We start from the raw sequence: 25,270 nt of genomic DNA, 5'->3' as shown, positions 1-25,270 counted from the left end.
GATCCGGACGGCCGTCCGCCTGGCCTTGACCCATCGCAAGGCGGCGGCCCCGCGAGGCGGTCAACCTGCGCGGACATCGCAGGAGGCATCCCATGGATCGCTTGAAGAACAAGATCGCCATCGTCACCGGCGCATCCGTCGGCCTCGGTCGGGCGATCGCGCGCCGCATGCTGGACGAGGGCGCCAAGGTCGCCCTGCTGGACGTCAACGACGGGGCCGGCCAGGCCTTCGCCGAGGAACTGAACGTCTGCGGCTTCGACGCCGGATACTGGCACTGCGACGTCGGCCGCGAGGCCGAGCTGGCAGCGGTGTTCGAGGCGGTGGTCGGCCGCTTCGGGCGCCTGGACGTGCTGGTCAACAACGCCGGGGTCGCCGGCGCCAACAAGCCCACCCATGAGCTGACCGAAGCCGAATGGGATCACGTGCAGACGATCAACGTGAAGGGGGTGTTCTTCGGCGTGAAGCACGCCATCCCCCACCTGCGCCGCGCCGGCGGGGGCAGCATCATCAACCTGTCCTCGATCTACGGCCTGGTCAGCGCCCCGGACGTGCCGCCCTACCACGCGTCGAAGGGCGCGGTGCGGCTGATGACCAAGACCGACGCCCTGCTGTATGCGCCCGATCGCATCCGGGTGAACTCGATCCACCCGGGGTTCATCTGGACGCCTATGGTGGACGGCTTCCTGCACGACCAGGGCGACGTCGCCACCGGCCGCGCGGCCGTCGACGCCCTGCACCCGCTGGGCCACATCGGCGAGCCGGACGACATCGCCTGGGGCGCGGTCTACCTGGCCTCCGACGAGGCCAAGTTCGTCACCGGGGCGGAGCTGGTGATCGACGGGGGCTACACCGCGCGCTGAAGCCGGCGCGCCATGCCACAAGCGCCCTGGCCGCCGGGTGACCGGCGGCCTTCGCGTTTCAGCGCGACAGCAGGACCGGCAGCGTGGTCGCGCCCAGCACGGTGCGCGTGGCGCCGCCGAACACGGCCTCCGCCGTCCGCGAGCGGCCATAGGCGCCCATCACCAGCAGATCGGCGCCCAGCTCGGCGCAGGCGTCGAGGATCGCCGCCCCGGCCCGCCCCTCCCCGGCCGGACGGCGCACCGCCTCGGCGCGCACGCCGTGGCGCGACAGACAGCGCAGCACCTGCGCCTCGCCGGCCGTGTCGACCCGGCGCCCGGCGCGTTCGTCCACCATCAGCACGCTGACGCTGGCGGCCTCGCGCAGCAGCGGCAGGGCGTCGCCCAGGGCGCGCTGCGCCGAACGGCTGCCGTTCCAGGCGATCACGGCGTGGTGGAACGACCGCCGCCGGCCCGCACCCTCGGGGGTCAGCAGGCAGGGGGCGGCGGTGTTGAACAGCAGGGCCTCGACCAGCTCGCGCTGCGCCTCGTCGTGCGGCGCCGGGGCTTCGACGATCACCAGGTCGGCCAGTTGCGCCTGCTCGGCGCGCTCGCCCGGCGGGGCGTAGAGGGCGCACTGGCGCCAGCCGTACGAGGCGGCATGACCGGCGACGGCGCGCTCGAAAGCCATCCTGGCGCCCTCGACCATCGCGGCGATGGAGGCGTCGCGGGCGTCGATCACCGCGTTCACCGCCTTGGGGCCGACCGCGAAGCATTCGGCCAACGCCACCTCGGGCGGGTCGATCAGCCAGATGGCCGAGACGTGCGCGCCATGCCGCTGCGCGAGCGCCGCGGTCAGTTCCAGGCGCGCCTCGCACGGCGCCCCCGCCTTGAGGAAGACGGCGATTTCCTTGATGTCCATGGTCGGGCTCCGTGGCTGAGCTGAGCCTCGCCCTGCGGCCGCGTTCTCGCATTGAGGCGTATCAAGCGCCGTCAGTAGCCCCAGCGGCGCACGAACCACCGCTTCATCAGGTGGGCCGACACCGCATAGGCGGCCATCAGGGCGGTCACCGCGGGCCAGTACGCCAGCGGCAGCGGCGTGAAGCCGAGCGGCCCGGCCAGCGGACTGTAGGGCAGGCTGACGCCGACCACGCAGACCGCGAGGCTGGTGAAGGTCAGGGTGCGGCTGGCGCGGCTCTGGAAGAACGGCGTGCGAGCGGTGCGGATCACATGCACGATGAGCGTCTGGGTCAGCAGCGACTCCACGAACCAGCCGGTCTGGAACAGAGCCGGGTGCGTCCAGGCGTGGAACACAAAGATCATCAGGCCGAAGGTGGCGTAGTCGAAGATCGAGCTGACGGGGCCCACCAGCAGCACGAAGCGCAGCAGGCCGCCCAGCTCCCAGCGCCGCGGGCTGGCCAGCGCCTCCGGGTCGACGTTATCGGAGGGGATGCCGCTCTGCGAGATGTCGTACAGCAGGTTGTTGGTCAGCACCTGGATCGGCGCCATCGGCAGGAACGGCAGGAACAGGCTGGCGCCCAGGACGCTGAACATGTTGCCGAAGTTCGAGCTGGTCCCCATGCGGATGTACTTCAGCACGTTGGCGAACACCCGCCGGCCCTCGAGCACCCCGTCGCGCAGCACCGACAGGCTCTTCTCCAGCAGGATGATGTCGGCGGCGGCCTTGGCGATGTCGACGGCGTCGTCCACCGACAGCCCCACGTCGGCCGCCTTCAGCGCCGGAGCATCGTTGATCCCGTCGCCCAGAAACCCCGTCACGTGGCCGGCCCGCTGCAGGGCGCGGATCACCCGGGCCTTCTGCTCAGGGGTCAGCTTGGCGAAGACGTCGTTGGCCTCGACCGCGACGGTCAGGGCCGTATCGTCCATGCCGGCGATGTCCTGGCCCAGCACCACATGCTCGGCGGCAAGGCCGACGTCGTGGCAGATGCGCCGGGTGACGGCGCCGTTGTCGCCCGTCAGCACCTTGACCTTCACGCCGCTGCGCGCCAGGGCGGCCAGGGCCTCGGCGGCGTCGGCCTTGGGCGGGTCCAGGAAGCCGATATAGCCCAGCAGCGTCAGCCCGCTTTCATCGGCCACCGTGAAGCGTTGAGGGTGCGAAGCCGGGAAGTCGCGGCAGGCGACGGCGACGACCCGCACCCCGTCGGCGTTGAGCCGGTCCACCAGCTCGCGGGCGTGGCGCGCGTGGCTGTCGTCCAGCGGCCCCTCCTCGCCGCCCAGGCGGTAGCGGGTGCAGCAGGCGAACACCTCCTCCACCGCGCCCTTGCAGATCAGCGTGGCGCGCCCGTCCGCAGCGCCGACCACCACCGAGAGGCGACGCCGCACGAAGTCGAAGGGCAGCTCGTCCAGCTTGTGAAAGCCGCCCGCCGCGACCTGGGCGTCCAGGTCCTCGTGCGCCAGCACCGCATCGTCCAGCAGGTTCCTCAGCCCGGTCTGGAAGCGGGCGTTCAGATAGGCCTCGAACAGCACGGCCTCGTCCTCGTGGCCGAGCACGTCGAGGTGCAGCTTCAGCGCCACGCGGTTCTCGGTCAGGGTGCCGGTCTTGTCCGTGCACAGCACATCCATCGCCCCGAAGTTCTGGATCGCGTTCAGCCGCTTGACCACCACCCGCTTGCGGGCCATCGCCAACGCGCCCTGCGCCAGGTTGACGGTGACGATCATCGGCAGCATCTCGGGGGTCAGCCCGACGGCCACGGCCACGGCGAAGAACAGCGCCTGCAGCCAGTCGTGCTTGGTCAGGCCGTTGATCAGGAACACCAGCGGGGCCATCACCGCGATCAGCCGCAGCATCAAGAGGGCGACCCCGTCGATGCCGCGCTGGAAGCTGTCCTGTCCCTGTTCGGCCGCCGTGGCGTCGGCCAGGCGCCCGAAGCGGGTGTCGCGGCCGGTGGCCACCACCAGGGCCTGGGCGGCGCCGCTGGTCACGCTGGAGCCCATGAACACCAGGTTGGCGGCGTCCAGCAGTTCGGGCGGCGCCTCGCCGGCCTCGGCGTGCTTTTCCGCCGGCATGGACTCGCCGCTCAGCGCCGACTGGTCGACGAACAGATCGCGCGAGGCGATCAGGCGCAGGTCCGCCGGCGCCAGGTCCCCCGCCGCCAGGGCCACCACGTCGCCAGGGGCCAGGTCCTCGATCGGGCCCTCAACCGGCCGGTCCGAGCCGGGGCGCAGCACGCTGGCGCGCACCCTGACCATGGCGGCCAGCTTGGCGGCCGCCTCGCTGGAACGATGTTCCTGCAGATGTCCCAGTCCGACGCTCAGCGCCACCATCGCCGCGATCATCGCGCCGGACACCAGGTCCCCAAGCGCCACCGAGGTCAGGGCCAGGCCGATCAGCAGCAGGTTCAGCGGATTGCGCAGCCGCCCCGCCAGGTCACGCCAGACGGACAGCCGCCGCTCCTCGGCCACCCGGTTGGGGCCATGCGTCCGCACGCGCGCGGCGGCTTCGGCCGGCTCGAGGCCACGGTCCGAGCTCTTCAGGGCGCTCAAGGCGGCGGCGGGATCCAGCCGGGTGACGTCGCGCAGCTGGCGGTCGCCCGTGGCGTCCCGGAAAGCGCCGGCGGTGGCGGCCCCGGCGGCCATCAGCCGGGACCCAGAACCCGCCTGAGCCGCGCCAGCATGTCGGCCCGCTCGCGGTCGGAGCTCGCCGCCTCCAGCCGGTCGCCGAGGTCGGCCAGGAACGCCGCCCGCTGATTGTGCCAGTCGGGAGAGGCCACCGAGGCGGCTGCGAGCCTGGCGGCCGGCGCCTGCGCCGCCGTCGCCGTCGCGGCCGCCAGCCTGAAGCTTTCGTCCAGCGTCGGCACGATCAGCCGGCCCGGCGCGACGCCCGCGGCGTCCAGCCGCCGCCTCAGGCCGTCAAGGCCGGTGTTCTCGCCGTGCGCCAGGAAGACCGAGCCGCGGATCGGCGTGCGCGCCTGGGCCCAGCGCACCAGGGCGCTGGCGTCGGCATGCCCCGAATAGGCGTCCAGCATGCGCACGCGCGCCGCCACCCGCACGTCGTCGCCCTGGATGGAGACGTGTTTCGCCCCGTCGGCCAGCAGTCGGCCCAGCGTGCCGGCGGCCTGGTATCCGGTCAGCAGCACCGTCGCCTCGCGCCGCCACAGCAGCCGCTCCAGATGCTTGCGCACCCGGCCGGCGTCGCACATGCCGCTGGCGGCCATGATGATGTGCCAGCCCCGCAGCCGCTCCAGGCCGTCGCTCTCCCAGGGCGCGCGCAGGAACTTCAGCCGCTGGCCGCTGCGCACGCCGGCGAACGGGTTGTGGCCGCTGGCGCGGTTCCAGCCGCGGCGCTGGAAGATCTCGGTGGCCTCGATCGCCAGCGGGGAGTCCAGGAAGATCTCCGCCTCGGGGACCTTGCCGTCGTCCATCAGGGTCAGGATGTCGGCCAGCAGCTCCTGGGTCCGCTCGACGGCGAAGGCCGGGATCAGCAGCGGCCCTCCAGCCTCGTGAGCGGCGTTCAGTTCGTCGGCCAGCAGTCCCCGCCGCGCCTCCGGCGTCAGCAGCGGGCGCTCGCGGTCGCCGTAGGTGGATTCGATGACCAGGTGGTCGATCCCGGCCGGCCCCTCCGGATCGGGATTGTAGTCGCGTCCCCCCGGCCCCAGGTCTCCGGAGAACAGCAGCCGCATCGGCTCCTCGCCGTCGATGTCCAGCTGGATCGAGGCCGACCCCAGGATGTGGCCCGCCTCCCAGTAGGTGGCCGTAACGCCCGGCGCCACCTGCGCCGGCTCGTTGAGCACCGTCTTGCGGAACTGGCGCACCACCCGGCGACCGTCCTCGGCGGTGTAGATCGGCTCGACGGTGGCCCGTCCGCGGCGCTGATTGCGCCGGTTCAGGTGCTCCACCTCGCTCTCCTGGATCGAGCCGGAATCGGCCAGCATCACCTCGCACAGCTCGCGGGTGGCGGTGGTGGCCCAGATCGGCCCGTCGAACCCGGCCAGCATGAGCTTGGGCAGCAGGCCGGAGTGGTCGATGTGGGCGTGCGTCAGCAGCACGGCGTCGATCGACTTCGCATCGAAGGGAAACGGCTGATAGTTCAGCGCCTTGAGGGTCTTCGACCCCTGGAACATGCCGCAGTCCACCAGCAGCGTGGCCTGTGGCGTCTCCAGCCGGGCGCAGAAGCCGGTGACGCAGCCCGCGGCGCCGTGGAAACTCAATCGAACGCTCATCCCAGTTCCTCCTGCAGGGCTTCGGCCAGGACCCCGGCCAGGGGCGCGACGCCGAGCGGTCCGGCGCAGCTGTCCGTCGCGATCAGGCGCGCGACGCCCGCCGCCGACAGGGCGGCGCCGACCGCCTGGCCGCAGAGGGCATGGGCCACCGCCGCCTCGAGGCTCGCCGGCCCGACAGCGGCGACCTGCCGGGCGCCCGCCATCAGGGTCGCGCCGCTGGAGCAGATGTCATCCACCAGCACGACGCGCCGGCCCGCGAGCTGCGCCAAGGGCGCGGCGTCGATGGCGACGCTGCGGTCGCCCTGCCGGATCTTGTTCAGGAGGATGAAGCGCGCGCCCATCCGCGCGGCCAGGGACGCAACCCAGGGCGCGGATTCCTCGTCGGGACCGACCAGGACGGCCTGCGGATCGGCGCCGCCGAGCGCCCTGGCCAGGGTCTCGGCCGCGGACACGATGCCGACGGGAACGCCAAACACGGCGGCGAGGTCGGCGGTGCGGTGCAGATGCGGTTCGACGGTGACGATCCGGTCGAAGGCGCCGCCCAGCAGGCGGCCGATCACGTCGCGGCTCACGGGCTGTCCCGGAGCGAACACCTTGTCCTGGCGCAGGTAGGCCATGTACGGCGCGACCAGCACCAGCCGGCGCGCGCCGGCGCGGCGCCAGGCGTCGGCGGCCAGCAGCAAGGGCGCCAGCTTGCCGTCCGGTCGGTCGAGAGAGCGATAGACGATCACCGTCCGGCCGGCGGAGGCCGCCACCACCGGCAGGCTCTCGCCGTCCGGAAAGCGGTGAACCGAAACGAGCGCCGGGGCCGGCAGGTCGAGGGCCTGGGCCAGCCGGGCGGCGGGCGCGACCTCGTCGTCGAAGGCGTGGATCACGGCGCTCACGGCGCGAACCTGAAGCCGTCGTCGACGCCGGCGGCCTCGACCGCGAAGCCGAAGTCCGAGGGTTCCGAGGCGTGGATGCGGTAGAGCGGGTCGCCGCGCCGCACCGTGTCGCCGCGCTTCACGCACAGGTCGACGCCGGCGCCGGGGTCGGTGGGCGCCCCCGACAGGCGGGCGATGGCGGCGATGCGCAGGCAGTCGATGGTGTCGATCGCGCCGCTCCTGACAGCACGGACCTCGTGCGTCAGCTCGCCCAGCGCGCCGCTCGCCGGCGAGGGGCCCTGGGCCTCGATGATCGCCTCCAGCTTGGCGAGCGCCGCGCCGCTGCGCAGCAGCTCGGTGGCCCGGGCCAGCCCGGCGCCGCCGGGCAAGGCCGGATCGGCCTCAAGGATGGCCCCGGCCAGCATCAGCGCCTTGTCCCTCAGGTCGGCGGGGGCATCCGCCTGGCCGCGCAGCACCGCCAGCACGTCGCGCGCCTCCAGCGCCGGGCCGATGCCGCGACCGACCGGCTGCGGGGCGTCGGTGATCAGCACCTGCAGGTCGAGGCCGATGCCCCGGGAGACGAATTCGAAGGCCTTCTTCAGCTTCAGGGCGCTGCGCCGGTCGCGCACCTTGGCGGTGGGCCCGACCGGGATGTCGAGCACCAGGTGGGTGGACCCGGCCGCCAACTTCTTCGACAGGATCGAGGCCACCATCTGTTCGGGGGTGTCGATCGACAGCGGCCGCTCGACGGAGATCAGCACGTCGTCCGCCGGCGACAGGTTCACCCGGCCGCCCCACACGACGCAGCCGCCGCAGCGCTCCACCACGGCGCGCATCTCGTCCTCGGAAAGGTCGACGCGGGCCAGCACCTCCATGGTGTCGGCCGTGCCCGCCGGGGAGGTGATCGCCCTGGAGGACGTCTTGGGGATCAGCAGGCCGTGGGCGGCGACGATCGGCGCCACGATCAGCGAGGTGCGGTTGCCCGGCACGCCGCCGATGCAGTGCTTGTCGACCACCAGATCGCGATCCCAGGTCAGCCGGCCGCCCGCCGCGGCCATGGCCAGCGTCAGGTCCAGCGTCTCCTCGGCGGTCATGAAGCTGGCGCAGGCCACGAGGAAGGCCGAGATCTCGATGTCGGACCAGCGGTGTTCGGCCAGGTCGCGGGCGATCGCCTCATAGACCTCGCGCGACAGGGTCTCGCCGGCCACCTTGGCGCGGACCGCCTCCAGCGTGCCCAGGGGCGCAGCCGGCGACACCTCGACGCGGTCGCCTGGACGCAGGGCCAGTCGCCGCGCCAGCGGCTGCGGAATCCCTGCCTCGGAAGGGCCCACCAGGGCGGGATCGTCGCACAGCATGGGCACGGCCAGCATCACGCCGCCGCGGCCGCGCACCTCGACCTTGCGCACGCCGCGCAGTCGTTCGGGCCGCAGGGCGAGGCAGTCCCGCGACAGCAGGATCACGTTCTCGCGGAAGGTATCCAGCTGCAGCGGCTTGGCGGCGAGCGTGCGATCGACCCCGCCCCCCAGGGGCGCGCTCGGTTCGGACTTCCCCGGGTCAGGCAGAGGGGGGCGCATGATGCTGGCGGGCGGCGGATCAGTGGCTCAGCAGCACGCAGCGGTCGCCGTGCGCCAGCAGGTCGCGCGTCATGCCGCCGAATACCCACTCGCCCAGCCGGCTGTGGCCGTAGGCGCCGGCGACGATCAGCCCGGCGTCGAAAGCGTCGGCCTCGGCCATCACGTCGTGCCCGCTGGCCGCGGTGCGCACGGAAACGTCGGCCTCGGCCGCCACGCCGTGCCGGCGCAAGGCCGCAGCGACGTCGTTGGTGCGGATCCGGGCGTCGTCGGCCTCGTCGCCATGGCACAGTTCCAGCACCCGCACCGCTTCGGCGCGCTGCAGCAGCGGCAGGGCGTCGGACATCGCCCGGCGGGCCTCGCGCGTGTCCTTCCAGGCCAAGAGCACGCGCCGCAGGTCGAGCGGCCGCGGCGTCGACGGCGGGATGAACACCGGCCGGCCGGAAGCGATCGCCAGTTCGGCAGGGTCCGCATGGCGATGGATGTCGCCGCCCTGCGGGCGACTGGCGACGATCAGGTCCGCGGCGCGCGACGCCAGCACGACGGCGCCGGTGGGATAGCGCAGGCCGCACTCCCAGACCGCGGGTCTGGCCAGGTCCTTGGCGGCTTCGCGGAACTGGCTTTCGGCCGCCTTCAGGCGCCGGTCGATCTCGTCGGCCATCAGCACGTACCAGTTGTCGGCGAAGCCATAGCCGCTGTCGGCGATCGGCGGCGTCATCTCCGCCCCGACGCCGATCAGGGTGGCGTCGAACCGCGCCGCCAGGTCGTGGGCGCAGGCCAGGCGCGGCTGGGCCGCCGCCTCGGACGACACGTGCAGCATGATGGATGCATAGGACATCAGGAGCCTCCCGCAGTGATGGGCCGCTGCAAGGCGACCGCGAGCAGGTCTAGGGGGGACGCGCCAGCCGCGAAATTCCGGGCGCCCCCCTAAGGGTTTCTACGGGTCGCTGCGACCTCAGCCTTCTCCGACCCAGACCAGCGTCGGCGCCTTGCGCGCCGGCCGCTCCGGCGCGCCGCGCGGACGCCCGACGATGATCGGCGCGACCACCCGCCAGTCGTCCGGAATGGCCAGCCAGGAACGGCCGGCCTCACTGGCCAGCCAGGCCTCGGCGAAGCCGATCCAGCAGGTCCCCAGGCCGCTGTCGGCGGCGGCGATCATCAGGGTCGCGGCGGCCAGGCAGGCATCGGTCACCGCCATCGGTCCCGCCTCGGTGGCGCAGACCACGATCAGCGCCGGGGCGTTGTAGAAGATGTCGAACTCGGGACTGGCCAGCATCGCCGCCAGTTCGGGCCCGAGGTCGGCGGCGGAGGGGGCCAGCGCGGCCTTGGCCAAGGCGGACGCCTGCGCCAGGCGCTCGCGGCCGAGCACGATGGCGAAGGCCCAGGGCTGGCGGTTCATGCCGCTGGGCGCCTGGACGGCGATCTCCACCAGGCGCTCAAGCTCCCCGCGCGCCGGCGGGTCGGGCGCGTAGTCGCGGATGGCGCGTCGCCGGTAGATGGCGTCGATGGCGTCCATGGGAATCTCCGCTCGGCGCCCGGAGACAGGTCCGGGGCGCGCGCCGGGAGCATGGACCTGGCGGGTCTGCGGGCCTTGATCTGCCGCAAGCCGGCCGCGGTTCAGGCCGGCGAGAAGCCGTTGATGGCGGCCTTCTGCGCCGCGCGCAGGGTGAAGTGGAAGGTGGCGCCGCCGTCCGGATTGTCGTTGGCCCAGAAGGCCCCGCCGTGGCCTTCGATGATGCGCTTGCAGATCGACAGGCCGATGCCGACACCCTGGGGCTTGGTGGACACAAAGGGTTCGAACAGCCGCTCGCGCACGGCGGACGTCAGGCCGCAGCCGGTGTCGGCCACGGCCACCTCGAACATGTCGCCGTCCCGGGCCGCCGACAGTTTCAGCTCGCGACGCGGGCGCTCCTCCATGGCGTCGAGGGCGTTGCGGATCAGGTTGAGCAGCACCTGCTGCACCTCGATGCGATCGGCCATCACCAGATCCTGCGGGACCGGACCGGTGCGGCTGACGGTGACCCCGCGCTGGCCGGCGTCGAGGGTCGCCAGGGCGGCGGCGTCCTCCAGCATCTGGTTCAGGGACTGCGCGGTCTGCTCACCCTCGTCGCGGCGGGCGAAGGCCCGCAGGCGGCGCACCACCTCGCCGGCGCGCAGGGCCTGGTCGGAGGCGCGCTGCAGGGCGTCGGCCACCCGGGGCAGGGCCGCCGGCCCGAGAGTCTCGATCAGGTTCTGGCCGCCGCGCAGATAGTTGACGATGGCGCTGAGCGGCTGGTTCACCTCGTGGGCCATGGTGGCGGCCATCTGCCCGAGTTCGCTGAGGCGCGCCGCATGCAGCAGTTCGATCTGCTGTTCGCGCAGGCGTTCATGGGCCTGCCTCAGGGCCTCCTCGCCCGCCCTCTGGGCCGTGATGTCGCGCGCCACCTTCGAGGCGCCGATGATGGCGCCGGACTCGTCGAGGATCGGGGAGACGGTCAGGGAGACCAGCACGATCGCCCCGTCCTTGCGCCGCCGGCGCGTCTCGAAGTGGTCGACCCGCTCCCCACGCCGCAGGCGCTGCAGGATGTCGGGCATCTCGGCTTCCTGGCCGGGGACCGCCAGGCGGTTGATCGGCGCGCCGATCATCTCCTCGGCCCTGTAGCCGAAGATCCTTTCCGCCCCGCCGTTCCACGAGGTCACCACGCCATCCACGGTCTTGCTGATGATGGCGTCGTCGGACGACGCCACGATGGCGGCCAGGAGGCGGCTGGCGTGGTCAGAGGCGAGGTCAGGGGTCGCCGACATGGCCGCGACGCTAGTCGCGGTCGCAGTAAGCTTCAAGGTTTGCGGTGTCGCAGCGCCGTTCGGCTCAGGCGTGCGGCAGGGTCTGCCGTCTGAGCGACCTGAAATAGGCCAGGACCGCGGCCTGTTCGTCGTCGGTCATGTAGATCGGCGGCATCTGCACGTGGCCGTGCTGGGCGACGCGGGAGACGGCCAGCTGCAGTTCGCTGTCAGAGCGTCGGGCCACGAGGCTGCGGAAATTCGGCGCGGCGGGATCGCGCGGCGCGCCGCTGGTCCCGACCGCATGGCATCCCGCGCAGGCGCGGGCCACGAAGCCCGCCCCCGCCGTGGCCACCGGATCGGGCTGCGGCTTGCGCCAGCCCAGGTCCGCGCAGCCGCCCAGCGGGAGCAGCGCCGCCAGCAGCAACGCCCCCGCCCGTCGCGCGGCCCGCCTCACGACCAGAGCGCCAGGGAGAACAGGACCGTCAGCAGCAACCCGAGCAGCGCCCAGATCACCAGCATGGCGCTCTCGCGCTCCTGGCGGCCGGCGTTGTTGGGGTCGGGCGGCAGATCATCCAGGCGGTCGAAGGACATGGCGTTGGTTTCCAGGCGTTGGCTGATCCTGGCGTGGGACGGGAGGGCCCGCCTTGACCAGGATCAAACCGCCGGAACGTCAGAACTTCACGCCGAGACCCGCGGAAATGACCCAGGGATCCAGGTGGACATGCGACTTGAAGGCGCCGCCGTTGATGTCGGCGTCGGTGCGGAAGAAGACCTTCTTGACGTCGACGTTGACGTTCACGCGCTTGTTCACCGCGAAGTCGGCCCCGCCCTCGACCGCCGCGCCGAAGCCGTCGTGCGGACGCACGGTGAAGCCGTTGTAGTCCTTGCCGCTGTAGAAGATCATGTAGTTCACGCCGGCGCCGACGTAGGGGCTGAACTGGCTGTGCGGCGCGAAGTGGTATTGCAGCGAAACCACCGGCGGCAGAACCCAGGTCTTGTGCACCAGCGTGCTGCCGCTGGAACTCACCGCCGAGATGGAGTGCTCGGACGTGGCCAGGATCAGCTCCGCGGCGATGTTGTCGGTGAAAAAGTAGCTGATGCCCAGCGACGGAACGACGCTGCTGTCGGCGGTGGCGCTGAGGCCGGTTGCGCCGCCGGCGGCGGTGAGGATCGGCGAGGAGCCGACCGGATCGACCACGGTGCCGCGCAGGTTCACGATGATGGCGCCGGCATGCTTGCCCACGGTCACTTCATCGGCCGCATGCGCCATCGGCGCCAGCGTGATGGTGGACAGCAGAGCCACGCTGAACGCGGCGGCGAGACGTTTGGACATAGAAGATCCCCTTCTTGATGGGCGGCTGACACCGCTTGGGGGGCCTTAAACGGCCGTTTGAATCCTCCAACCTTGATCGACGTCAAACGCCCGGCGCGCGGGCGGAACCCGACTCTCCAAATAGGGTAGTGTGGCGCTGCCGGCGCCCGTTCGCGGCGCCCCGAGCGCAGCGCGCGATTGATCCGGCGCAAGGCGGTGGGCGGACGATGCGCCTAGTGTTTCGCGCATGGCCCGCTACTGCATCAGGCTCATGGACAAGGCCGGGGCGCTCCAGGAGGAGCGTTTGCGGGACTTCGAAAGCGACGACGACGCCATCGACTGCGCGGGCGCGGTCGATCATCCCTACGCCATCGAGGTCTGGCAGGCTCAGCGTCACGTGGCCGCCTTTCCGCCCGTGGGAGCCCTGAGAAGTCTGTACGGCGGCGCGGCGCACGGCTGACGCCGCGAGGCCGGTTCAGCGCCCGGAGGCGCCCGCCATCGACGTGCTTGCGATCCGCGCCGCCTTGCGACCCGGCGCCAGCGGCGGGGCTTCACCCTCGCCGAACGGCTCGGAGGGGCGCGGTCCGCCGTCAGCCACGGCTGCGCAGCCTCGGATCTGGCGCCAGTATTCCTCAGCCACGTCCGCATCGACGTCCTGCGGCTGGGTTATGCGGCCGTAGAGGCCGTCGACGCCGTCACGCCGGGGGCCGGAAATCCAGAAAATCCGGCCCGAGTCGATGTCGATGTAGTTGGCCTTGAAGCCGTGCCCTTTGAGACTCTGAAAGGACCGACCGCCGTATCGCAGCGTGGCGCCGGTCTTTGAGAAGGTGACTCGGCCGATCCGGCACGGCCCGACTAGGCCGCCCGACTTGTCCTCGATGTACATGATCCGCGAGCGCATAGGGCAAACTACACCAACCACCCTGGAGGGCAAAAAAGGGGCGCCGATGGTCGTGGGGCGGGCGCCGCTCAGGCCAGCGCCGCCGGCGCTAGTATTACGATTGGATCAAATCGTAATACTGCTATGAAGACCGCATGAACCTCGCGCCCTTCCCCCCGCTCGCGCGCCTGAGCGTCAGCCTGCCGGCGGAACTGCTGGCCCAGCTGGACGTCATGGTGGCGCAGCGCGGCCTGGCCAGCCGCTCGCAGATGATCGCCGAGCTGATCCGCCATGAGCTGGCCGAGCACTCCGAGGGGATGCCGGGCGTGGTGCTGGCCGGCACTGTGACCCTGATCTACCGCGCCGAGAGCGGCCGCGTTCGCCAGGCCCTGGCCCAGGCGCAGTCGGATTTCCTGAAGGAGGTGATCTCGGCGCAGCACGTCTTCCTGGAGGACGACCAGTCCTTAGAGGTGCTGCTGGTGCAGGGTCCGTCGGAGCGGCTGAAGGCGCTCTGCGACCGGCTGCGGCAGATTCGCGGCATCCACCAGATCACCCTGGTGACGGCGACCGCCCTGCTGCCCCCGCTGCATGCCCACTCCAATACAGCCTCCGCGCCGGCCAGCGTGCCGGCGGCGGACAACGACCGCCCGGAGGAGACGCCATGAGCGACACCCTGGCCAGCACGGCCGACCCCGCCAGCGCGCGCGCCCACGCCCGGGCGATGAGCGGGACCCGGGTCGAGTGGATGCCCACCGTGCCGGCCACCGACGCCGCCGATCTGCCCGCCGGCGTCGACGCCGAAAGCGTGCTTTGGGACGAGACCATCGCGCCCGGCGGCTATGCGGCCAAGCGGCTGAACCGCGGCGCACGGCTGCGGCTGACCGACCTGAAGGGCGACGCCTGTGTCTCGATGCTGGTGTTCAACGCCGAGCGGCCGATCGAGCGGCTGAACGTGGCCGACACCCAGAAGGTGCAGTGGAACGCCTACCTCAAGGTCGGGTCGCTGCTGCTCTCGGACATGGGCAAGGTGCTGATGAGCATCACGGAAGACACCTCCGGCCGGCACGACGCCTTCTGCGGCTGCTCCAACGCCGCCGGCAACGCCGCCCGCTACGGCGATGGCGACAACTGGGGGGCGCATCCGAACGCCCGCGATCGCTTCCTGCTGGCGGCGGCCAAGTTCGGCCTGTCGCGCAGGGACATCCACCCCTGCGTCAGCTGGTTCAAGGGCGTCGCCATCGGCCCGGACGGCGAGACCCGCTTCGACGGCGCGCAGGGGCCGGGCGCCGCCATCACCCTGCGCGCCGAGATGGACGTCATCGTCGCCCTGGCCAACTGCCCGCACGTGCTGGACCCGCGGCCGGACTACACGGTCACCGCCGCCCGGGCGCTGGCCTGGCGCGGCGCGCCGACGCCGGCTGACGACGCGATCCGCAACGCCACGCCGGAGGGCCTGCGCGCCTTCCTCAACACCGAAGAGGATCTGCGCCGATGAGCTCCTCCCCAGACCTGGCGGGCGCGATCGTGCTCGATGAAGTCGTCCCCGCCCGCGCGCCGTGGACCGCGGTCGTGCGCAAGGGCCAGACGCTGCGCATCGTCGACCTGGAGGGCAACCAGGCGGTCGACTTCCTGATGTACGCCCTGGAGGACGACGCCGAGCGCTACAGCGCGCAGGACACCATCGCCGCCCAGGGCAACATCTTCCTGCGCACGGGGTCGGTGCTGCGCTCGAACGAGGGCCGGCCGATGGCCACCCTGACCGGCACCTCGGTGGCCTATCACGACACCATCGGCGGGGCCTGTTCCTGCGAGAGCAACACCCTGCGCTATGGCCACCACACCAAGGCCCAGCACGCCTGCGTCGAGAACTTCCTGCAGGGCAACGCCCGCTACGGCCGCGGCAAGCGCGACATGGTCTCCAACGTCAACTGGTTCATGAACGTGCCGGTGGAGGCGGACGGGACGCTGGGCATCGTCGACGGCATCTCGGCCCCCGGCCTCTACGTCGACCTCCGCGCGGAGATGGACCTGACGGTGGTGGTCTCCAACTGCCCGCAGATCAACAATCCCTGCAACGGCTTCAACCCGACGCCCGTGCGCATGATCGTCGCCGCCTGATCGAAGGGTACAGCGTGTTTTCCAAGGTCCTGATCGCCAATCGCGGCGCGATCGCCAGCCGCGTCATCCGCACCCTGCGACGCATGGGCGTGGCCTCGGTCGCCGTCTATTCCGACGCCGACGCCGGCTCGCCCTATGTCAGCGAGGCGGACGAGGCGGTGCGCATCGGCCCGGCCCCGGCGGCCGAGAGCTATCTGCGCGGCGACGTCATCCTGGCCAAGGCCAAGGCCACGGGCGCGCAGGCGATCCACCCCGGATATGGCTTCCTCAGCGAGAACGTCGGCTTCGCCGAGGCCTGCGCGGCGGCCGGCATCGCCTTCATCGGCCCGACGCCGGACAACATCCGCGCCTTCGGCCTGAAGCACACCGCCAGAGACCTCGCCAAGGCGCACGGCGTGCCCTTGGCCCCCGGCACCGACCTGCTGACCGATGCGGCGGCCGCGCGCGCGGCGGCGGCGAACATCGGCTACCCGGTGATCCTGAAGGCCACGGCCGGCGGCGGCGGCATCGGCATGCGGGTCTGCGAGGACGACGGGGCGGTGGCGGAGGCCTTCGCCAGCGTCGCCCGGCTGGCGGGGGCCAACTTCTCCGACAGTGGCGTCTTCCTGGAGCGCTATGTGCGCCGCGCCCGGCACATCGAGGTGCAGGTGTTCGGCGACGGCGCCGGCAAGGTGCTGGCGCTGGGCGAACGCGACTGCTCGCTGCAGCGGCGCAACCAGAAGGTCGTCGAGGAGACCCCGGCGCCGAACCTGCCCGCCGCCACCCGCACGGCCCTGATCGACGCCGCGGTGCGCCTGGCCGCCGGCGTGAACTACCAGTCGGCCGGCACGGTGGAGTTCCTCTACGATCCCGACCGCGACGACTTCTTCTTCCTGGAGGTCAACACCCGCCTGCAGGTGGAGCACGGGGTCACCGAGCAGGTCACCGGCGTCGACCTGGTGGAATGGATGATCCGCGGCGCGGCCGGCGACTTTGCGTTCCTGGACGCCCCGCCGCCGGTCCCGCGCGGCGCCTCGATCCAGGCCAGGCTCTATGCCGAGGACCCCGGCCAGGACTACCGGCCAAGCTCGGGCGTGCTGACCCAGGTGCGCTTCCCTGCCGACGCACGGGTCGACGGCTGGGTGGCCGACGGGGTCGAGGTCAGCGCCTTCTACGACCCGCTGCTGGCCAAGCTGATCGTCACGGCCGACGACCGGCCGGCCGCCGTCGCCGCCCTGCGCCAGGCGCTGGCCGCGACCCGGCTGGAGGGGCTGGAGACCAACCTCGCCTGGCTGCGCGACGTCGCCGCCACCCCCATGTTCGAGACTGGCCAGGTCTCCACCCGCGCCCTGGCCGAGATTCCCTATCGTCCGCGGACCGTGCGGGTGCTGACCGGCGGCGCCTCGACCACGGTGCAGGACTATCCCGGGCGCCTGGGCTTCTGGGACGTCGGCGTGCCGCCGTCGGGGCCGATGGACGCCCTGTCCCTGAGGCTCGCCAACCGCCTGCTGGGCAACGACGAGGGCCTGGCCGGGCTGGAGATCACCGCCCAGGGCCCGACCCTGGCCTTCGAGGCCCCGGCGCTGCTGTGCCTGACCGGCGCGGCGCTGGACGCCACCCTGGACGGCGCGCCGATCGCCCCGTTCACCCCGTTCCGCGCCGAGGCCGGCCAGACCCTGAAGCTGGGCCGGGTGCGCGGCGCGGGCCTGCGGGCCTATCTGGCGGTGAAGGGCGGCTTCGACGTGCCGACGTATCTCGGCAGCCGGGCCGGCTTCACCCTGGGCGGCTTCGGCGGCCACGCCGGGCGGGCGCTGAGCGCCGGCGACGTGCTGCGCCTGACCGCCGGCGCCGCCGACGGCGCGCCGGGCCCGGCGTTGCCCGGCAGCCTGCAGCCGGCGATCGGCAAGCGCTGGACCCTCCGCGTCCTTTACGGCCCGCACGGCGCGCCGGACTTCTTCACCGAGGACGACATCGCCATGCTGCGCGCCACCGAATGGCGCGTGCACTATAATTCCAACCGCACCGGGGTGCGGCTGGTCGGGCCCAAGCCGCAGTGGGCCAGGCGAGACGGCGGCGAGGCGGGGCTGCACCCGTCGAACATCCACGACAACGCCTATGCCGTGGGCGCGGTCGACTTCACCGGCGACCTGCCGATCATCCTGGGTCCCGACGGCCCGTCGCTGGGCGGTTTCGTCTGCCCGTTCGTGGTGATCCAGGCCGACCTCTGGAAGGTGGGCCAGCTGGCGCCGGACGACGTGGTGATGTTCGAGGCGGTGGCCGACGACACCGCGACGGACGCCGAGCGGGCGCAGGACCGGCTGGTGGCCACCCTGGCCGCGGCGCCGGAACCGAAGCCGGCGGCGCCGGCGGCCAGCCCGATCCTGACCCGCATCGCGGCGCAGGGGCAGCGGCCCGAGGTGGTCTACCGCCGTCAGGGCGACCGGCACCTGCTGGTGGAATACGGGCCGATCGTGCTGGACCTGGAGCTGCGCCTGCGGGTCCATGCCCTGATGCAGGAACTGCAGCGCCTCGACCTGCCCGGGGTGATCGACATCACCCCCGGCATCCGCTCGCTGCAGGTGCACTACGACAGCCGCGCGATCAGCCAGTCACGGCTGCTGGACGCCCTGGCCGGCGCCGAGGAGCGGCTCGGCGGCCTGGACGGCTTCGAGATCCCCTCGCGCATCGTCCACCTGCCGCTGTCCTGGAAGGACCCGGCGATCTACCAGACCATCGACAAGTACATGCAGGTGGTGCGCGACGACGCCCCCTGGTGCCCGGACAACATCGAGTTCATCCGCCGGGTCAACGGCCTGGCCTCCGAGGAGGACGTGCGGCGCATCGTGTTCGACGCCCGCTACCTGGTGATGGGCCTGGGCGACGTCTACCTGGGCGCGCCGGTCGCCACCCCGGTGGACCCGCGCCACCGCCTGGTCACCACCAAGTACAACCCCGCCCGCACCTGGACCCCGCCCAACGTGGTCGGCATCGGCGGGGCCTACATGTGCATCTACGGCATGGAGGGTCCGGGCGGCTACCAGCTGTTCGGGCGCACCATCCAGGTGTGGAACACCTGGCGCCAGACCGGCCCGTTCGAGGCCGGCAAACCGTGGCTGCTGCGGTTCTTCGACCAGATCCGCTTCTTCCCGGTCACCGCCGACGAGCTGACCGAGTGGCGGCGCGACTTCCTGGTCGGGCGCCGCGAGATCGAGATCGAGCCCTCGGTGTTCCGCCTCTCGGAGTACCGCCGGTTCCTGGCCGACAACGCCGAGAGCATCGGCGCCTTCGAGACCACCCGCCGCGCCGCCTTCGACGCCGAGCGCGCCGACTGGGAGGCCCGGGGCGAGTTCGCCCGGGTCGAGGCCCTGTCGGCCGAGCTCTCCGCCGACGCAACAAGCGAAGTGATCGTCGCCCCCGAGGGCGCCGAACTGGTCGAGGCCCCCCTGGGCGGCAACGTCTGGAAGATGCTGGTCAAGGCCGGCGACCGGGTCGAAAAGGGCGACGTGATCGCGGTGATCGAGGCGATGAAGACCGAGTGCGACGTGCCGAGCCCCGCCGCCGGGGTGGTGCGCGAGGTCTACGCCGCCGAGCGCCAGACGATCTCGTCCGGCGCGCCGATGATCGCCCTTGAACCTGCCTTTTGGGAGCCCGCGTGATGGCGGCGCTTCGGGAGGGCGAGCTGGCCCGCGACATCGCGGCCGACGTCGCCGCCGGCCGGCGCAGCGCCGAGGCGGTGGCCCGCGAGGCGCTGGCGCGTATCGCCGCCTACGACGCCGTCCAGCCGCAGGCCTGGATCGAGCGCCCGACCCCCGCGGCCGTGCTGGCCCGCGCCCGGGCGGTGGACGCCCAGGTCGCCGCCGGCGAGGTCCTGCCGCTGGCGGGCGCGCCCTTCGCGGTGAAGGACAACCTCGACGTCGCCGGCCTGCCCACCACCGCCGCCTGCCCCGCCTTCGCCTATCGTCCCGAGCGCACCGCCGAGGTGGTGGCCCGGCTGGAGGCCGCCGGCGCGGTGCTGATGGGCAAGACCAACCTCGACCAGTTCGCCACCGGCCTGGTCGGCGCGCGCAGCCCCTATGGCGTCCCCGCCTGCGTCACCAACCGCGCCTACGTCAGCGGCGGCTCGTCGTCCGGCTCGGCGGTGGCGGTGGCCGCGGGCCTGGTGAGCTTCGCGCTGGGCACAGACACGGCGGGCTCCGGCCGGGTGCCGGCGGCGTTCAACGGGCTGATCGGCTTCAAGCCGACCAAGGGCCGCTGGAGCACCCGCGGGCTGGTCCCCGCCTGCCGCTCGCTGGACTGCGTGACGGTGTTCACCGCCGACGCCGCCGACGCCGCCCTGGTGGACCAGGTCGCGACGGCCTTCGACCCCGAGGACCCCTTCTCCCGGCGCGCCCCGGCCGAGCCGCCGCCCGCCCTGCCCGCGCGCTTCCGCTTCGCCGTCGCCCGGCCCGACCAGCTGCGGTTCCTGGGCGATGCGGAGAGCGAGCAGCTGTACGCCGGCGCGGTCCGCCGCCTGGCGCAGGCCGGCGGCGAGCCCGTGCAGGTGGACATCGAGCCGCTGCTGGAGGCGGCCAGGCTGCTCTACAGCGGCCCCTGGGTGGCCGAGCGCACGGCGGCGCTGGAGGATCTGCTCCGCGACAATCCCACCGCCATCCATCCGGTGGTGCGCGCCATCGTCCAGGGCGGGGCCGCGGTCAGCGGGGTGGAGACCTTCAAGGGCCTCTACGCCCTGCAGGCCTTCGCCCGCGCCGCCGAGGCGATCTGGACGGCGGCCGACGTGCTGCTGCTGCCCACGGCGCCGACCATCTACCGGATCGCCGAGCTGCTGGCCGAGCCCTTCGCCTTGAACGCCAACCTCGGCCTCTACACCAACTTCGTGAACCTGCTGGACATGAGCGCCATCGCCGTCCCCGCCGGCTGGCGGGGCAACGCCACCGGCTTCGGCGTCACCCTGATCGGCCCGGCCTGGGCCGACGGGGCCTTGCTGGATCTGGCCCGCCGCTATGAGGAGATCGCCCCCATGCCCGACGCCCCCGCGCCCGATACGAATGGCAAGCCGCAGACCGTGAAGCTGGCCGTGGTCGGCGCCCACCTGGCCGGCATGCCGCTGCACTGGCAGCTGACCTCGCGCGACGCCCGCCTCGTGGCCCGCACGAAGACCGCGCCAGTCTATCGCCTGTACGCCATGGCCAATTCCCAGCCCCCCAAGCCCGCCCTGATCCACGCCGGCGAGGCCGACGGCGCCGGCATCGAGGTGGAGGTGTATGACCTGGGCGTGGAAGCGTTCGGCAGCTTCGTGGTCGAGGTCCCCGCGCCCCTGGCGATCGGTTCGGTGACGCTGGAGGACGGCTCGACGGTCAAGGGTTTCGTCGCCGAACCGCGCGCCATCACCGGCGCGAAGGACATCACCGCCCTGGGCGGCTGGCGGGCGTACATCGCCGGGCTTTGAGGGGGGCGTCCATCACCTTGCCCTCTTCCGTCATCCCCCTCGTCTGTCATCCCGGAAAGCCGCGCCAGCGGCTTATCCGGGACCGCCGGAAACGCTGATGGTGAGCGCCGTAGCAGGCGCCAGCGCTTGCCGCGGTCCCGGATATCCGCTGCGCGGATTCCGGGATGACAAAAAGAGAGAGCGCAGGGGAGCGGAGCCCCCCTACCCCGCCTTCCGCGGCGCCTCGGGCTCGGGCAGTTCGCCGTGCGCGTGCAGGGGCGGCAGCAGGGACTGGGTGGTCACCAGCTTCAGCTGCTGCACCGCCCGAACCGAGCGCAGCCGGTCGCAGAGGCTGCGCAGCCGCTCGGTGGAGCCCTGCACCAGCAGCACCTCCAGCGACTTGTCCTCCTCCAGGAAGACGTGCTGCGAGGAGATCACCTCGGGCAGGAACTCGCTCTGCAGCTTGGCCAGGGCGTGGCGCACGCGGCCGCTCTCGGCGCGGTAGATCAGGGTGATGGTGCCGGCCAGCACGTCGCCTTCCAGGCCGTTTTCCGGGTCGGCCAGCTCGTGGCGGATCAGCTCGGCGATCAGCTGCGAGCGGCCCGGCAGGCCGCGCTCGGCCACCATGGCGTCCAGCTGGTCCAGCAGCTTCTTGGGCAGGCTGATGCCGATCCGGGCGAGCTGCGAGGCGTCGGGTTGCGCTTTCATGGCGTCCGGGGAAATCGGCAACGAAGCCGCATGGTCGCATGCCGGCAGGGGACTGATCAATGTTCCGCCACTCATGTCGCGGCCTCCTCCAGCACGTCCAGACGCCGCCAGCGCCCCCCGCCGTCCGGCGTGATCTCGGCGGGCTCCGCGCCGGCCGGCAGCATCGCCCGGCCTTCCAGCCAGGGCATCGACGACAGCCGGGTGATCCAGGCGCCGCCCTCGCTGCGCCGGGCGTAGCGGATGCGCGTGCCCAGCAGGGCCTCGGCCGCCGCTCGCCGGCCCGCCGCCAGCTCGGCCTCGACCAGCACCGCCAGCGATGGGCCGACCGGCGCCGCGCCGGGCCGGGCGACGAACTCGATCAGGTGCTCGCCGCCGATCACCAGCAGGCCCTCGCGATCGGCCCCCTCCAGCCGATAGGCCGCCTGGGGCGAACGGCTGGCGGCCTCGCGCCGCCAGATCTCCTGGTAGTCGGCGTGCAGGCCGTCCTCGACCAGCACCTCGCCATCCTGCGAGCAGCGCGCCTCGTCGCGGTCGCCCGACGCCGGCTGCACGTCGAGATCGCGGCGCCAGAAGAAGGTGTCGCCATCGACGGCCAGCTGGCCGGCGAAGCCCTGGATGCGGGCCAGGGTGATCAGCTCGGCGTCGGCATAGGCGCCGAAGCCCTCCCCCTGCGGGCCGGGGCGGTCGATGGGCACGCGGATGTCCGCGTACCAGGTCTCGGTCTGCAGCCACAGCACGCGGGTGGTTTCGTCGCGAAAGCCCGGGGCGGTGATCACCTCCCGGCGCCACAGGCCGCGACTGGGTTCGGGAACGGGCGGGACGGCGGGGGTCATGTCAGGCGGTCCTTCGCGGTCAGTTGCGCAGCGGCCGGTCACGGCCCATCAGCTTGGGCAGATCGCCGATCGTGGCGAGCAGGCCAAACACCGAAAAGCCCACCGTCATGAACAGCACCGCGGCCACGCACATGGTCGGCTCGTAGCCGGACCGCATGTTGGAGAAGATGCGGATCGGCAGGGTGGGGATGGTGAAGCCGGCCACCAGGTAGGCGATCAGGTACTCGTTCATGCTCAGCACGAACACATAGGCCAGGGCGCAGACGATATAGGGCGTCATCACCGGTCGGATCACCATGCGGAAGGCGTCGGTCTCGCCCGCGCCCATGGTGCGGGCGGCCTCCAGCAGCCCCTTGTCGATGCTCTCGAAGCCGACCGCCAGCAGGGTCAGCGGGATGCCGAGAAAGATAGCGGCGTGGCTGATCACCACGTTCTCCAGCCGGCCGACGTGGCCGGTGAAGCCCCAGAAGGCGCTGAACATCACCGCCACCACCACCCCCGGCAGCAGGAACAGGCCCGCGCCCAGGCCCGCCATCGCCTTGGACAGGCGCGAGCCGTAGCGCCAGACGGCGTAGGCGATCGGCAGGGCGATGGCCACCGACAGCAGGGCGGCCCCGGTGCTGATGGTCAGGGTGGCGCGCAGCGAGGCCATCCAGTCCGGATCGGTGAAGAAGGCCTTGTACCAGGTCAGGCTGAACTCGCGGGGCGGGAAGCTCATCCGCCTGGTGGCGTTGAACGAGACGCCGGCGACCACCACCAGCGGCGCGGCGATGAACAGGGCCACCAGGGTCATGAAGGCGCGCTGGGCCCAGAGGCTGACGGCGTGCGAAGCGGTGTTGCGCATGGCGTCAGGCTCCCGCCAGCCGCGAGCGGCCGAGCCAGCGCACGGCCGCCAGCAGGGCGGCGATCGCGCTGACCAGGGCCACGGCCTGGGCCGCCGCCAGCGGCAGGTTGCCGGCTTCCATGGCGGTGTTGCTGAGGTGCACGCCCACCGTCCACTGCGCCGGCCGGCCCAGCACCAGCGGGGTCAGGTAGGAGCTGACCGTGAAGATCATCACCAGCGCCAGGGCCGAGACCAGCGGCCCGCGCATCAGCGGCGTGGTAACCAGGAAGAAGCCGCGCATCGGCGAGGCGCCCATGGTGGCGGCCGCCTGGGGCATCTCCTCGTCCAGTTTCGACACCGCCGGGTAGAGGAACAGGATCACGTACGGCAGCACCAGATAGACCAGGCAGACCAGCACCGCGCCGATGTTCGGGTAGAGCGAATGCGCCGAGGCCATGACATGCAGGTCGACCAGGGTCTTCACCAGCGCCCCGCCGCTGGACAGCAGCACCTGGAAGGCGAACACCACCAGCACCTCCGACAGCGACAGGGCGCCGAGGATGAACACCAGCCAGGCCACCTGCGCGCGCCGGCGCATGCGACTGATGAAATAGGCGGCCGGGAAGGCGATCGAGACGGTGAGAACCGCGGCGCAGGCGGCCAGACCCAGGGAGAAGGCCGAGACCTTGAGGAACACCGGGTCGGCCAGCTGGGCGTACTGGGACAGCTCGAAGGCCGGGCTCCACAGCCCCCCCTCGGCGTGGTGCGCGACGCTGATCTGCAGCAGCAGCAGCACCGGGGTGACGCAGAAGGCGGCCAGGAACAGGGTCGGGGCGGCCAGGATCGCGGCCTGGGCGAGGGTTTCCCGGCGCAGGCGGCGGGCGGCGGCCGGCACGGCGAGCGGGGCCACGATCCCGGTCACGCCGCCAGCACCCGGCAGTGGTCCCGGGGCAGCCAGACCTGGGCCTCGTCGCCCGCGTCGCCGCCCGACCAGTCGCGCGGCTGCAGCACGGTCAGCAGGCTGCGCCCCTCGAATTCCAGCTGCACCTCGACGTTGGAGCCGAGGTCGCGCACCCGCGTGATCCGGGCGGCGACCGTGTTGCCGTCCGCGCCGCCCGCCGGCCCGGCGGCGAGGCGCACCTCTTCCGGACGGATCGACAGCATCGCCTGTCCGCCGCTGGCGTGGTTGGCGGTGGAGGGCACCGCCAGGGTCCGTTCGCCCAGGCGTACGGTCTGACCGTCCAGCACCTCGACCGCCAGCAGGTTGGACAGGCCGATGAAATTGGCGACGAAGCGGTTGCTGGGCGCGCGGTAGATCTGCGCCGGGGGACCATGCTGCTGGATTCGCCCCTCGCCCATGACGACGATGGAATCGGCCAGGGTCATGGCTTCGCGCTGGTCGTGGGTGACCAGGATGGTGGTGATCTTCAGCGTCTCCTGCAGCTGGCGCAGCTCGGCCTGCATCTCGTCGCGCAGCTTGGCGTCGAGCGCGGAGAACGGCTCGTCCAACAGGAACACCTGTGGCTCCTGCGCCAGGGCGCGGGCGATGGCGACACGCTGGCGCTGACCGCCGGAGAGCTCGCTCACCGCGCGCTTCTCCAGGCCCGACAGGCGTACGAGCGACAGGAGCTCAGCCACCCGCGCGCGCCGCTCGGCGACCGGCTTGCCCTGCAGTTTCAGGGAGAAGCCGATGTTGTCGCCAACGGACAGGTGCGGAAACAGCGCCAGCGACTGGAACACCATGCCGAAGCGCCGCACGTTCGGCGCATCCTGGGTGATGTCGCGGCCGTTGAGGCTGATCGTGCCCGCGGTGGGCTCCTCCAGCCCGGCGATCATCCGCATCAAGGTGGTCTTGCCGCACCCCGAGGGCCCCAGGAAGCAGACGAACTGGCCATGCGGGATGGTCAGGCTGACATCGTCCACGGCCATCTGGCCGTCGTAGCGCTTGGACAGGCGATCGAGGGCGAGACCGAACATCG

At 72.0% G+C, this 25,270-nt stretch carries 24 protein-coding genes; 7 read left to right on the top strand and 17 right to left on the bottom strand.

All coding sequences use genetic code 11. The annotated features are described in order from the left end of the window. The first annotated feature begins 92 nt into the window (after nucleotides 1–92). Nucleotides 93–860, top strand: coding sequence for an SDR family NAD(P)-dependent oxidoreductase (locus tag ACO2Q3_RS25365; protein WP_423311827.1), 768 nt, complete (start codon nucleotides 93–95; stop codon nucleotides 858–860). A gap of 58 nt (nucleotides 861–918) precedes the next feature. Here the strand turns inward: ACO2Q3_RS25365 and ACO2Q3_RS25360 are convergent, their stop codons facing one another. From ACO2Q3_RS25360 to ACO2Q3_RS25310, 11 genes are all read right to left on the bottom strand, one after another. Continuing rightward, nucleotides 919–1,758 carry a universal stress protein gene (locus ACO2Q3_RS25360; RefSeq protein WP_423311825.1) on the bottom strand — a complete coding sequence of 280 codons (840 nt, stop codon included), beginning with the start codon at nucleotides 1,756–1,758 and terminating at the stop codon, nucleotides 919–921. Between the two features lie 71 nt (nucleotides 1,759–1,829). After that, nucleotides 1,830–4,433 carry a magnesium-translocating P-type ATPase gene (gene mgtA, locus ACO2Q3_RS25355; RefSeq protein ID WP_423311823.1) on the bottom strand — a complete coding sequence of 868 codons (2,604 nt, stop codon included), beginning with the start codon at nucleotides 4,431–4,433 and terminating at the stop codon, nucleotides 1,830–1,832. Further along, complete coding sequence (locus ACO2Q3_RS25350) at nucleotides 4,433–6,016, bottom strand: MBL fold metallo-hydrolase (protein WP_423311821.1); 1,584 nt, start codon at nucleotides 6,014–6,016, stop codon at nucleotides 4,433–4,435. The genes mgtA and ACO2Q3_RS25350 overlap by 1 nt, the downstream gene beginning before the upstream one ends. After that, a complete protein-coding gene (gene prs / locus ACO2Q3_RS25345; RefSeq protein ID WP_423311819.1) occupies nucleotides 6,013–6,900 on the bottom strand; it encodes a ribose-phosphate diphosphokinase in 888 nt (295 codons plus the stop codon). The genes ACO2Q3_RS25350 and prs overlap by 4 nt, the downstream gene beginning before the upstream one ends. Further along, complete coding sequence (locus ACO2Q3_RS25340) at nucleotides 6,897–8,453, bottom strand: thymidine phosphorylase family protein (RefSeq protein WP_423311817.1); 1,557 nt, start codon at nucleotides 8,451–8,453, stop codon at nucleotides 6,897–6,899. Before ACO2Q3_RS25340 ends, prs begins: the two co-directional genes overlap by 4 nt. Before the next feature lie 19 nt (nucleotides 8,454–8,472). Further along, nucleotides 8,473–9,288 carry a universal stress protein gene (locus ACO2Q3_RS25335; RefSeq protein ID WP_423311815.1) on the bottom strand — a complete coding sequence of 272 codons (816 nt, stop codon included), beginning with the start codon at nucleotides 9,286–9,288 and terminating at the stop codon, nucleotides 8,473–8,475. Nucleotides 9,289–9,405: 117 nt separating this feature from the next. Then, nucleotides 9,406–9,966, bottom strand: a complete 561-nt coding sequence (locus tag ACO2Q3_RS25330) for a nitroreductase family protein (RefSeq protein ID WP_423311813.1) — start codon at nucleotides 9,964–9,966, stop codon at nucleotides 9,406–9,408. Nucleotides 9,967–10,067: 101 nt separating this feature from the next. After that, nucleotides 10,068–11,234 (bottom strand): sensor histidine kinase, encoded by a 1,167-nt coding sequence (locus tag ACO2Q3_RS25325; protein WP_423311811.1) that lies wholly within the window; start codon nucleotides 11,232–11,234, stop codon nucleotides 10,068–10,070. A gap of 64 nt (nucleotides 11,235–11,298) precedes the next feature. Next, nucleotides 11,299–11,667: a c-type cytochrome gene (locus ACO2Q3_RS25320; RefSeq protein ID WP_423311809.1), complete on the bottom strand. Its 369-nt coding sequence runs from the start codon at nucleotides 11,665–11,667 to the stop codon at nucleotides 11,299–11,301. Further along, nucleotides 11,664–11,804, bottom strand: coding sequence for a hypothetical protein (locus tag ACO2Q3_RS25315; protein WP_423311807.1), 141 nt, complete (start codon nucleotides 11,802–11,804; stop codon nucleotides 11,664–11,666). Before ACO2Q3_RS25315 ends, ACO2Q3_RS25320 begins: the two co-directional genes overlap by 4 nt. Before the next feature lie 79 nt (nucleotides 11,805–11,883). Beyond that, the gene (locus ACO2Q3_RS25310) at nucleotides 11,884–12,546 is read right to left on the bottom strand and encodes an OmpW/AlkL family protein (protein ID WP_423311805.1); all 663 of its coding nucleotides are present in this window, start codon (nucleotides 12,544–12,546) and stop codon (nucleotides 11,884–11,886) included. A 226-nt stretch (nucleotides 12,547–12,772) separates the two neighbouring features. Here ACO2Q3_RS25310 and ACO2Q3_RS25305 point away from each other — a divergent pair, with 226 nt between their 5' ends. After that, nucleotides 12,773–12,985: a hypothetical protein gene (locus ACO2Q3_RS25305; RefSeq protein ID WP_423311803.1), complete on the top strand. Its 213-nt coding sequence runs from the start codon at nucleotides 12,773–12,775 to the stop codon at nucleotides 12,983–12,985. Between the two features lie 15 nt (nucleotides 12,986–13,000). On the opposite strand, the gene ACO2Q3_RS25300 is transcribed toward ACO2Q3_RS25305, so the two are convergent. Continuing rightward, nucleotides 13,001–13,411 (bottom strand): hypothetical protein, encoded by a 411-nt coding sequence (locus ACO2Q3_RS25300; RefSeq protein ID WP_423311801.1) that lies wholly within the window; start codon nucleotides 13,409–13,411, stop codon nucleotides 13,001–13,003. A gap of 149 nt (nucleotides 13,412–13,560) precedes the next feature. On the opposite strand from ACO2Q3_RS25300, the gene ACO2Q3_RS25295 reads away from it, so the two are divergent. Genes ACO2Q3_RS25295 through atzF form a run of 5 tightly spaced genes read left to right on the top strand, consistent with a single transcriptional unit; the run spans nucleotide 13,561 to nucleotide 20,948 of the window. Beyond that, on the top strand, nucleotides 13,561–14,070 hold the full coding sequence (locus ACO2Q3_RS25295) for a CopG family ribbon-helix-helix protein (RefSeq protein WP_423311799.1): 510 nt from the start codon (nucleotides 13,561–13,563) through the stop codon (nucleotides 14,068–14,070). Further along, nucleotides 14,067–14,900: an urea amidolyase associated protein UAAP1 gene (locus tag ACO2Q3_RS25290; protein ID WP_423311797.1), complete on the top strand. Its 834-nt coding sequence runs from the start codon at nucleotides 14,067–14,069 to the stop codon at nucleotides 14,898–14,900. The genes ACO2Q3_RS25295 and ACO2Q3_RS25290 overlap by 4 nt, the downstream gene beginning before the upstream one ends. Beyond that, complete coding sequence (locus ACO2Q3_RS25285; protein ID WP_423311795.1) at nucleotides 14,897–15,523, top strand: urea amidolyase associated protein UAAP2; 627 nt, start codon at nucleotides 14,897–14,899, stop codon at nucleotides 15,521–15,523. Before ACO2Q3_RS25290 ends, ACO2Q3_RS25285 begins: the two co-directional genes overlap by 4 nt. Nucleotides 15,524–15,537: 14 nt before the next feature. After that, nucleotides 15,538–19,158 carry an urea carboxylase gene (gene uca, locus ACO2Q3_RS25280; protein ID WP_423311793.1) on the top strand — a complete coding sequence of 1,207 codons (3,621 nt, stop codon included), beginning with the start codon at nucleotides 15,538–15,540 and terminating at the stop codon, nucleotides 19,156–19,158. Further along, nucleotides 19,158–20,948 carry an allophanate hydrolase gene (atzF, locus tag ACO2Q3_RS25275; RefSeq protein WP_423311791.1) on the top strand — a complete coding sequence of 597 codons (1,791 nt, stop codon included), beginning with the start codon at nucleotides 19,158–19,160 and terminating at the stop codon, nucleotides 20,946–20,948. The genes uca and atzF overlap by 1 nt, the downstream gene beginning before the upstream one ends. Before the next feature lie 201 nt (nucleotides 20,949–21,149). Here atzF and ACO2Q3_RS25270 read toward each other — a convergent pair whose 3' ends face one another. The 5 genes from ACO2Q3_RS25270 to ACO2Q3_RS25250 all read right to left on the bottom strand — a co-directional run bounded on the left by ACO2Q3_RS25270 (nucleotide 21,150) and on the right by ACO2Q3_RS25250 (nucleotide 25,268). Beyond that, nucleotides 21,150–21,635, bottom strand: a complete 486-nt coding sequence (locus tag ACO2Q3_RS25270) for a CopG family ribbon-helix-helix protein (protein ID WP_423311789.1) — start codon at nucleotides 21,633–21,635, stop codon at nucleotides 21,150–21,152. A 71-nt stretch (nucleotides 21,636–21,706) separates the two neighbouring features. Then, on the bottom strand, nucleotides 21,707–22,468 hold the full coding sequence (locus ACO2Q3_RS25265; RefSeq protein WP_423311787.1) for a hypothetical protein: 762 nt from the start codon (nucleotides 22,466–22,468) through the stop codon (nucleotides 21,707–21,709). Between the two features lie 19 nt (nucleotides 22,469–22,487). Further along, nucleotides 22,488–23,312: an ABC transporter permease gene (locus ACO2Q3_RS25260; protein WP_423311785.1), complete on the bottom strand. Its 825-nt coding sequence runs from the start codon at nucleotides 23,310–23,312 to the stop codon at nucleotides 22,488–22,490. Nucleotides 23,313–23,316: 4 nt separating this feature from the next. Beyond that, a complete protein-coding gene (locus tag ACO2Q3_RS25255; RefSeq protein WP_423311783.1) occupies nucleotides 23,317–24,213 on the bottom strand; it encodes an ABC transporter permease in 897 nt (298 codons plus the stop codon). Next, nucleotides 24,210–25,268 (bottom strand): ABC transporter ATP-binding protein, encoded by a 1,059-nt coding sequence (locus tag ACO2Q3_RS25250; RefSeq protein WP_423311781.1) that lies wholly within the window; start codon nucleotides 25,266–25,268, stop codon nucleotides 24,210–24,212. Before ACO2Q3_RS25250 ends, ACO2Q3_RS25255 begins: the two co-directional genes overlap by 4 nt. Nucleotides 25,269–25,270 lie beyond the last annotated feature (2 nt).

Origin of the sequence: Caulobacter sp. KR2-114, from assembly GCF_049446115.1 — a bacterium.
Lineage (GTDB): Bacteria > Pseudomonadota > Alphaproteobacteria > Caulobacterales > Caulobacteraceae > Acaudatibacter.
This window is presented reverse-complemented; position numbering and strand designations above follow the sequence as displayed.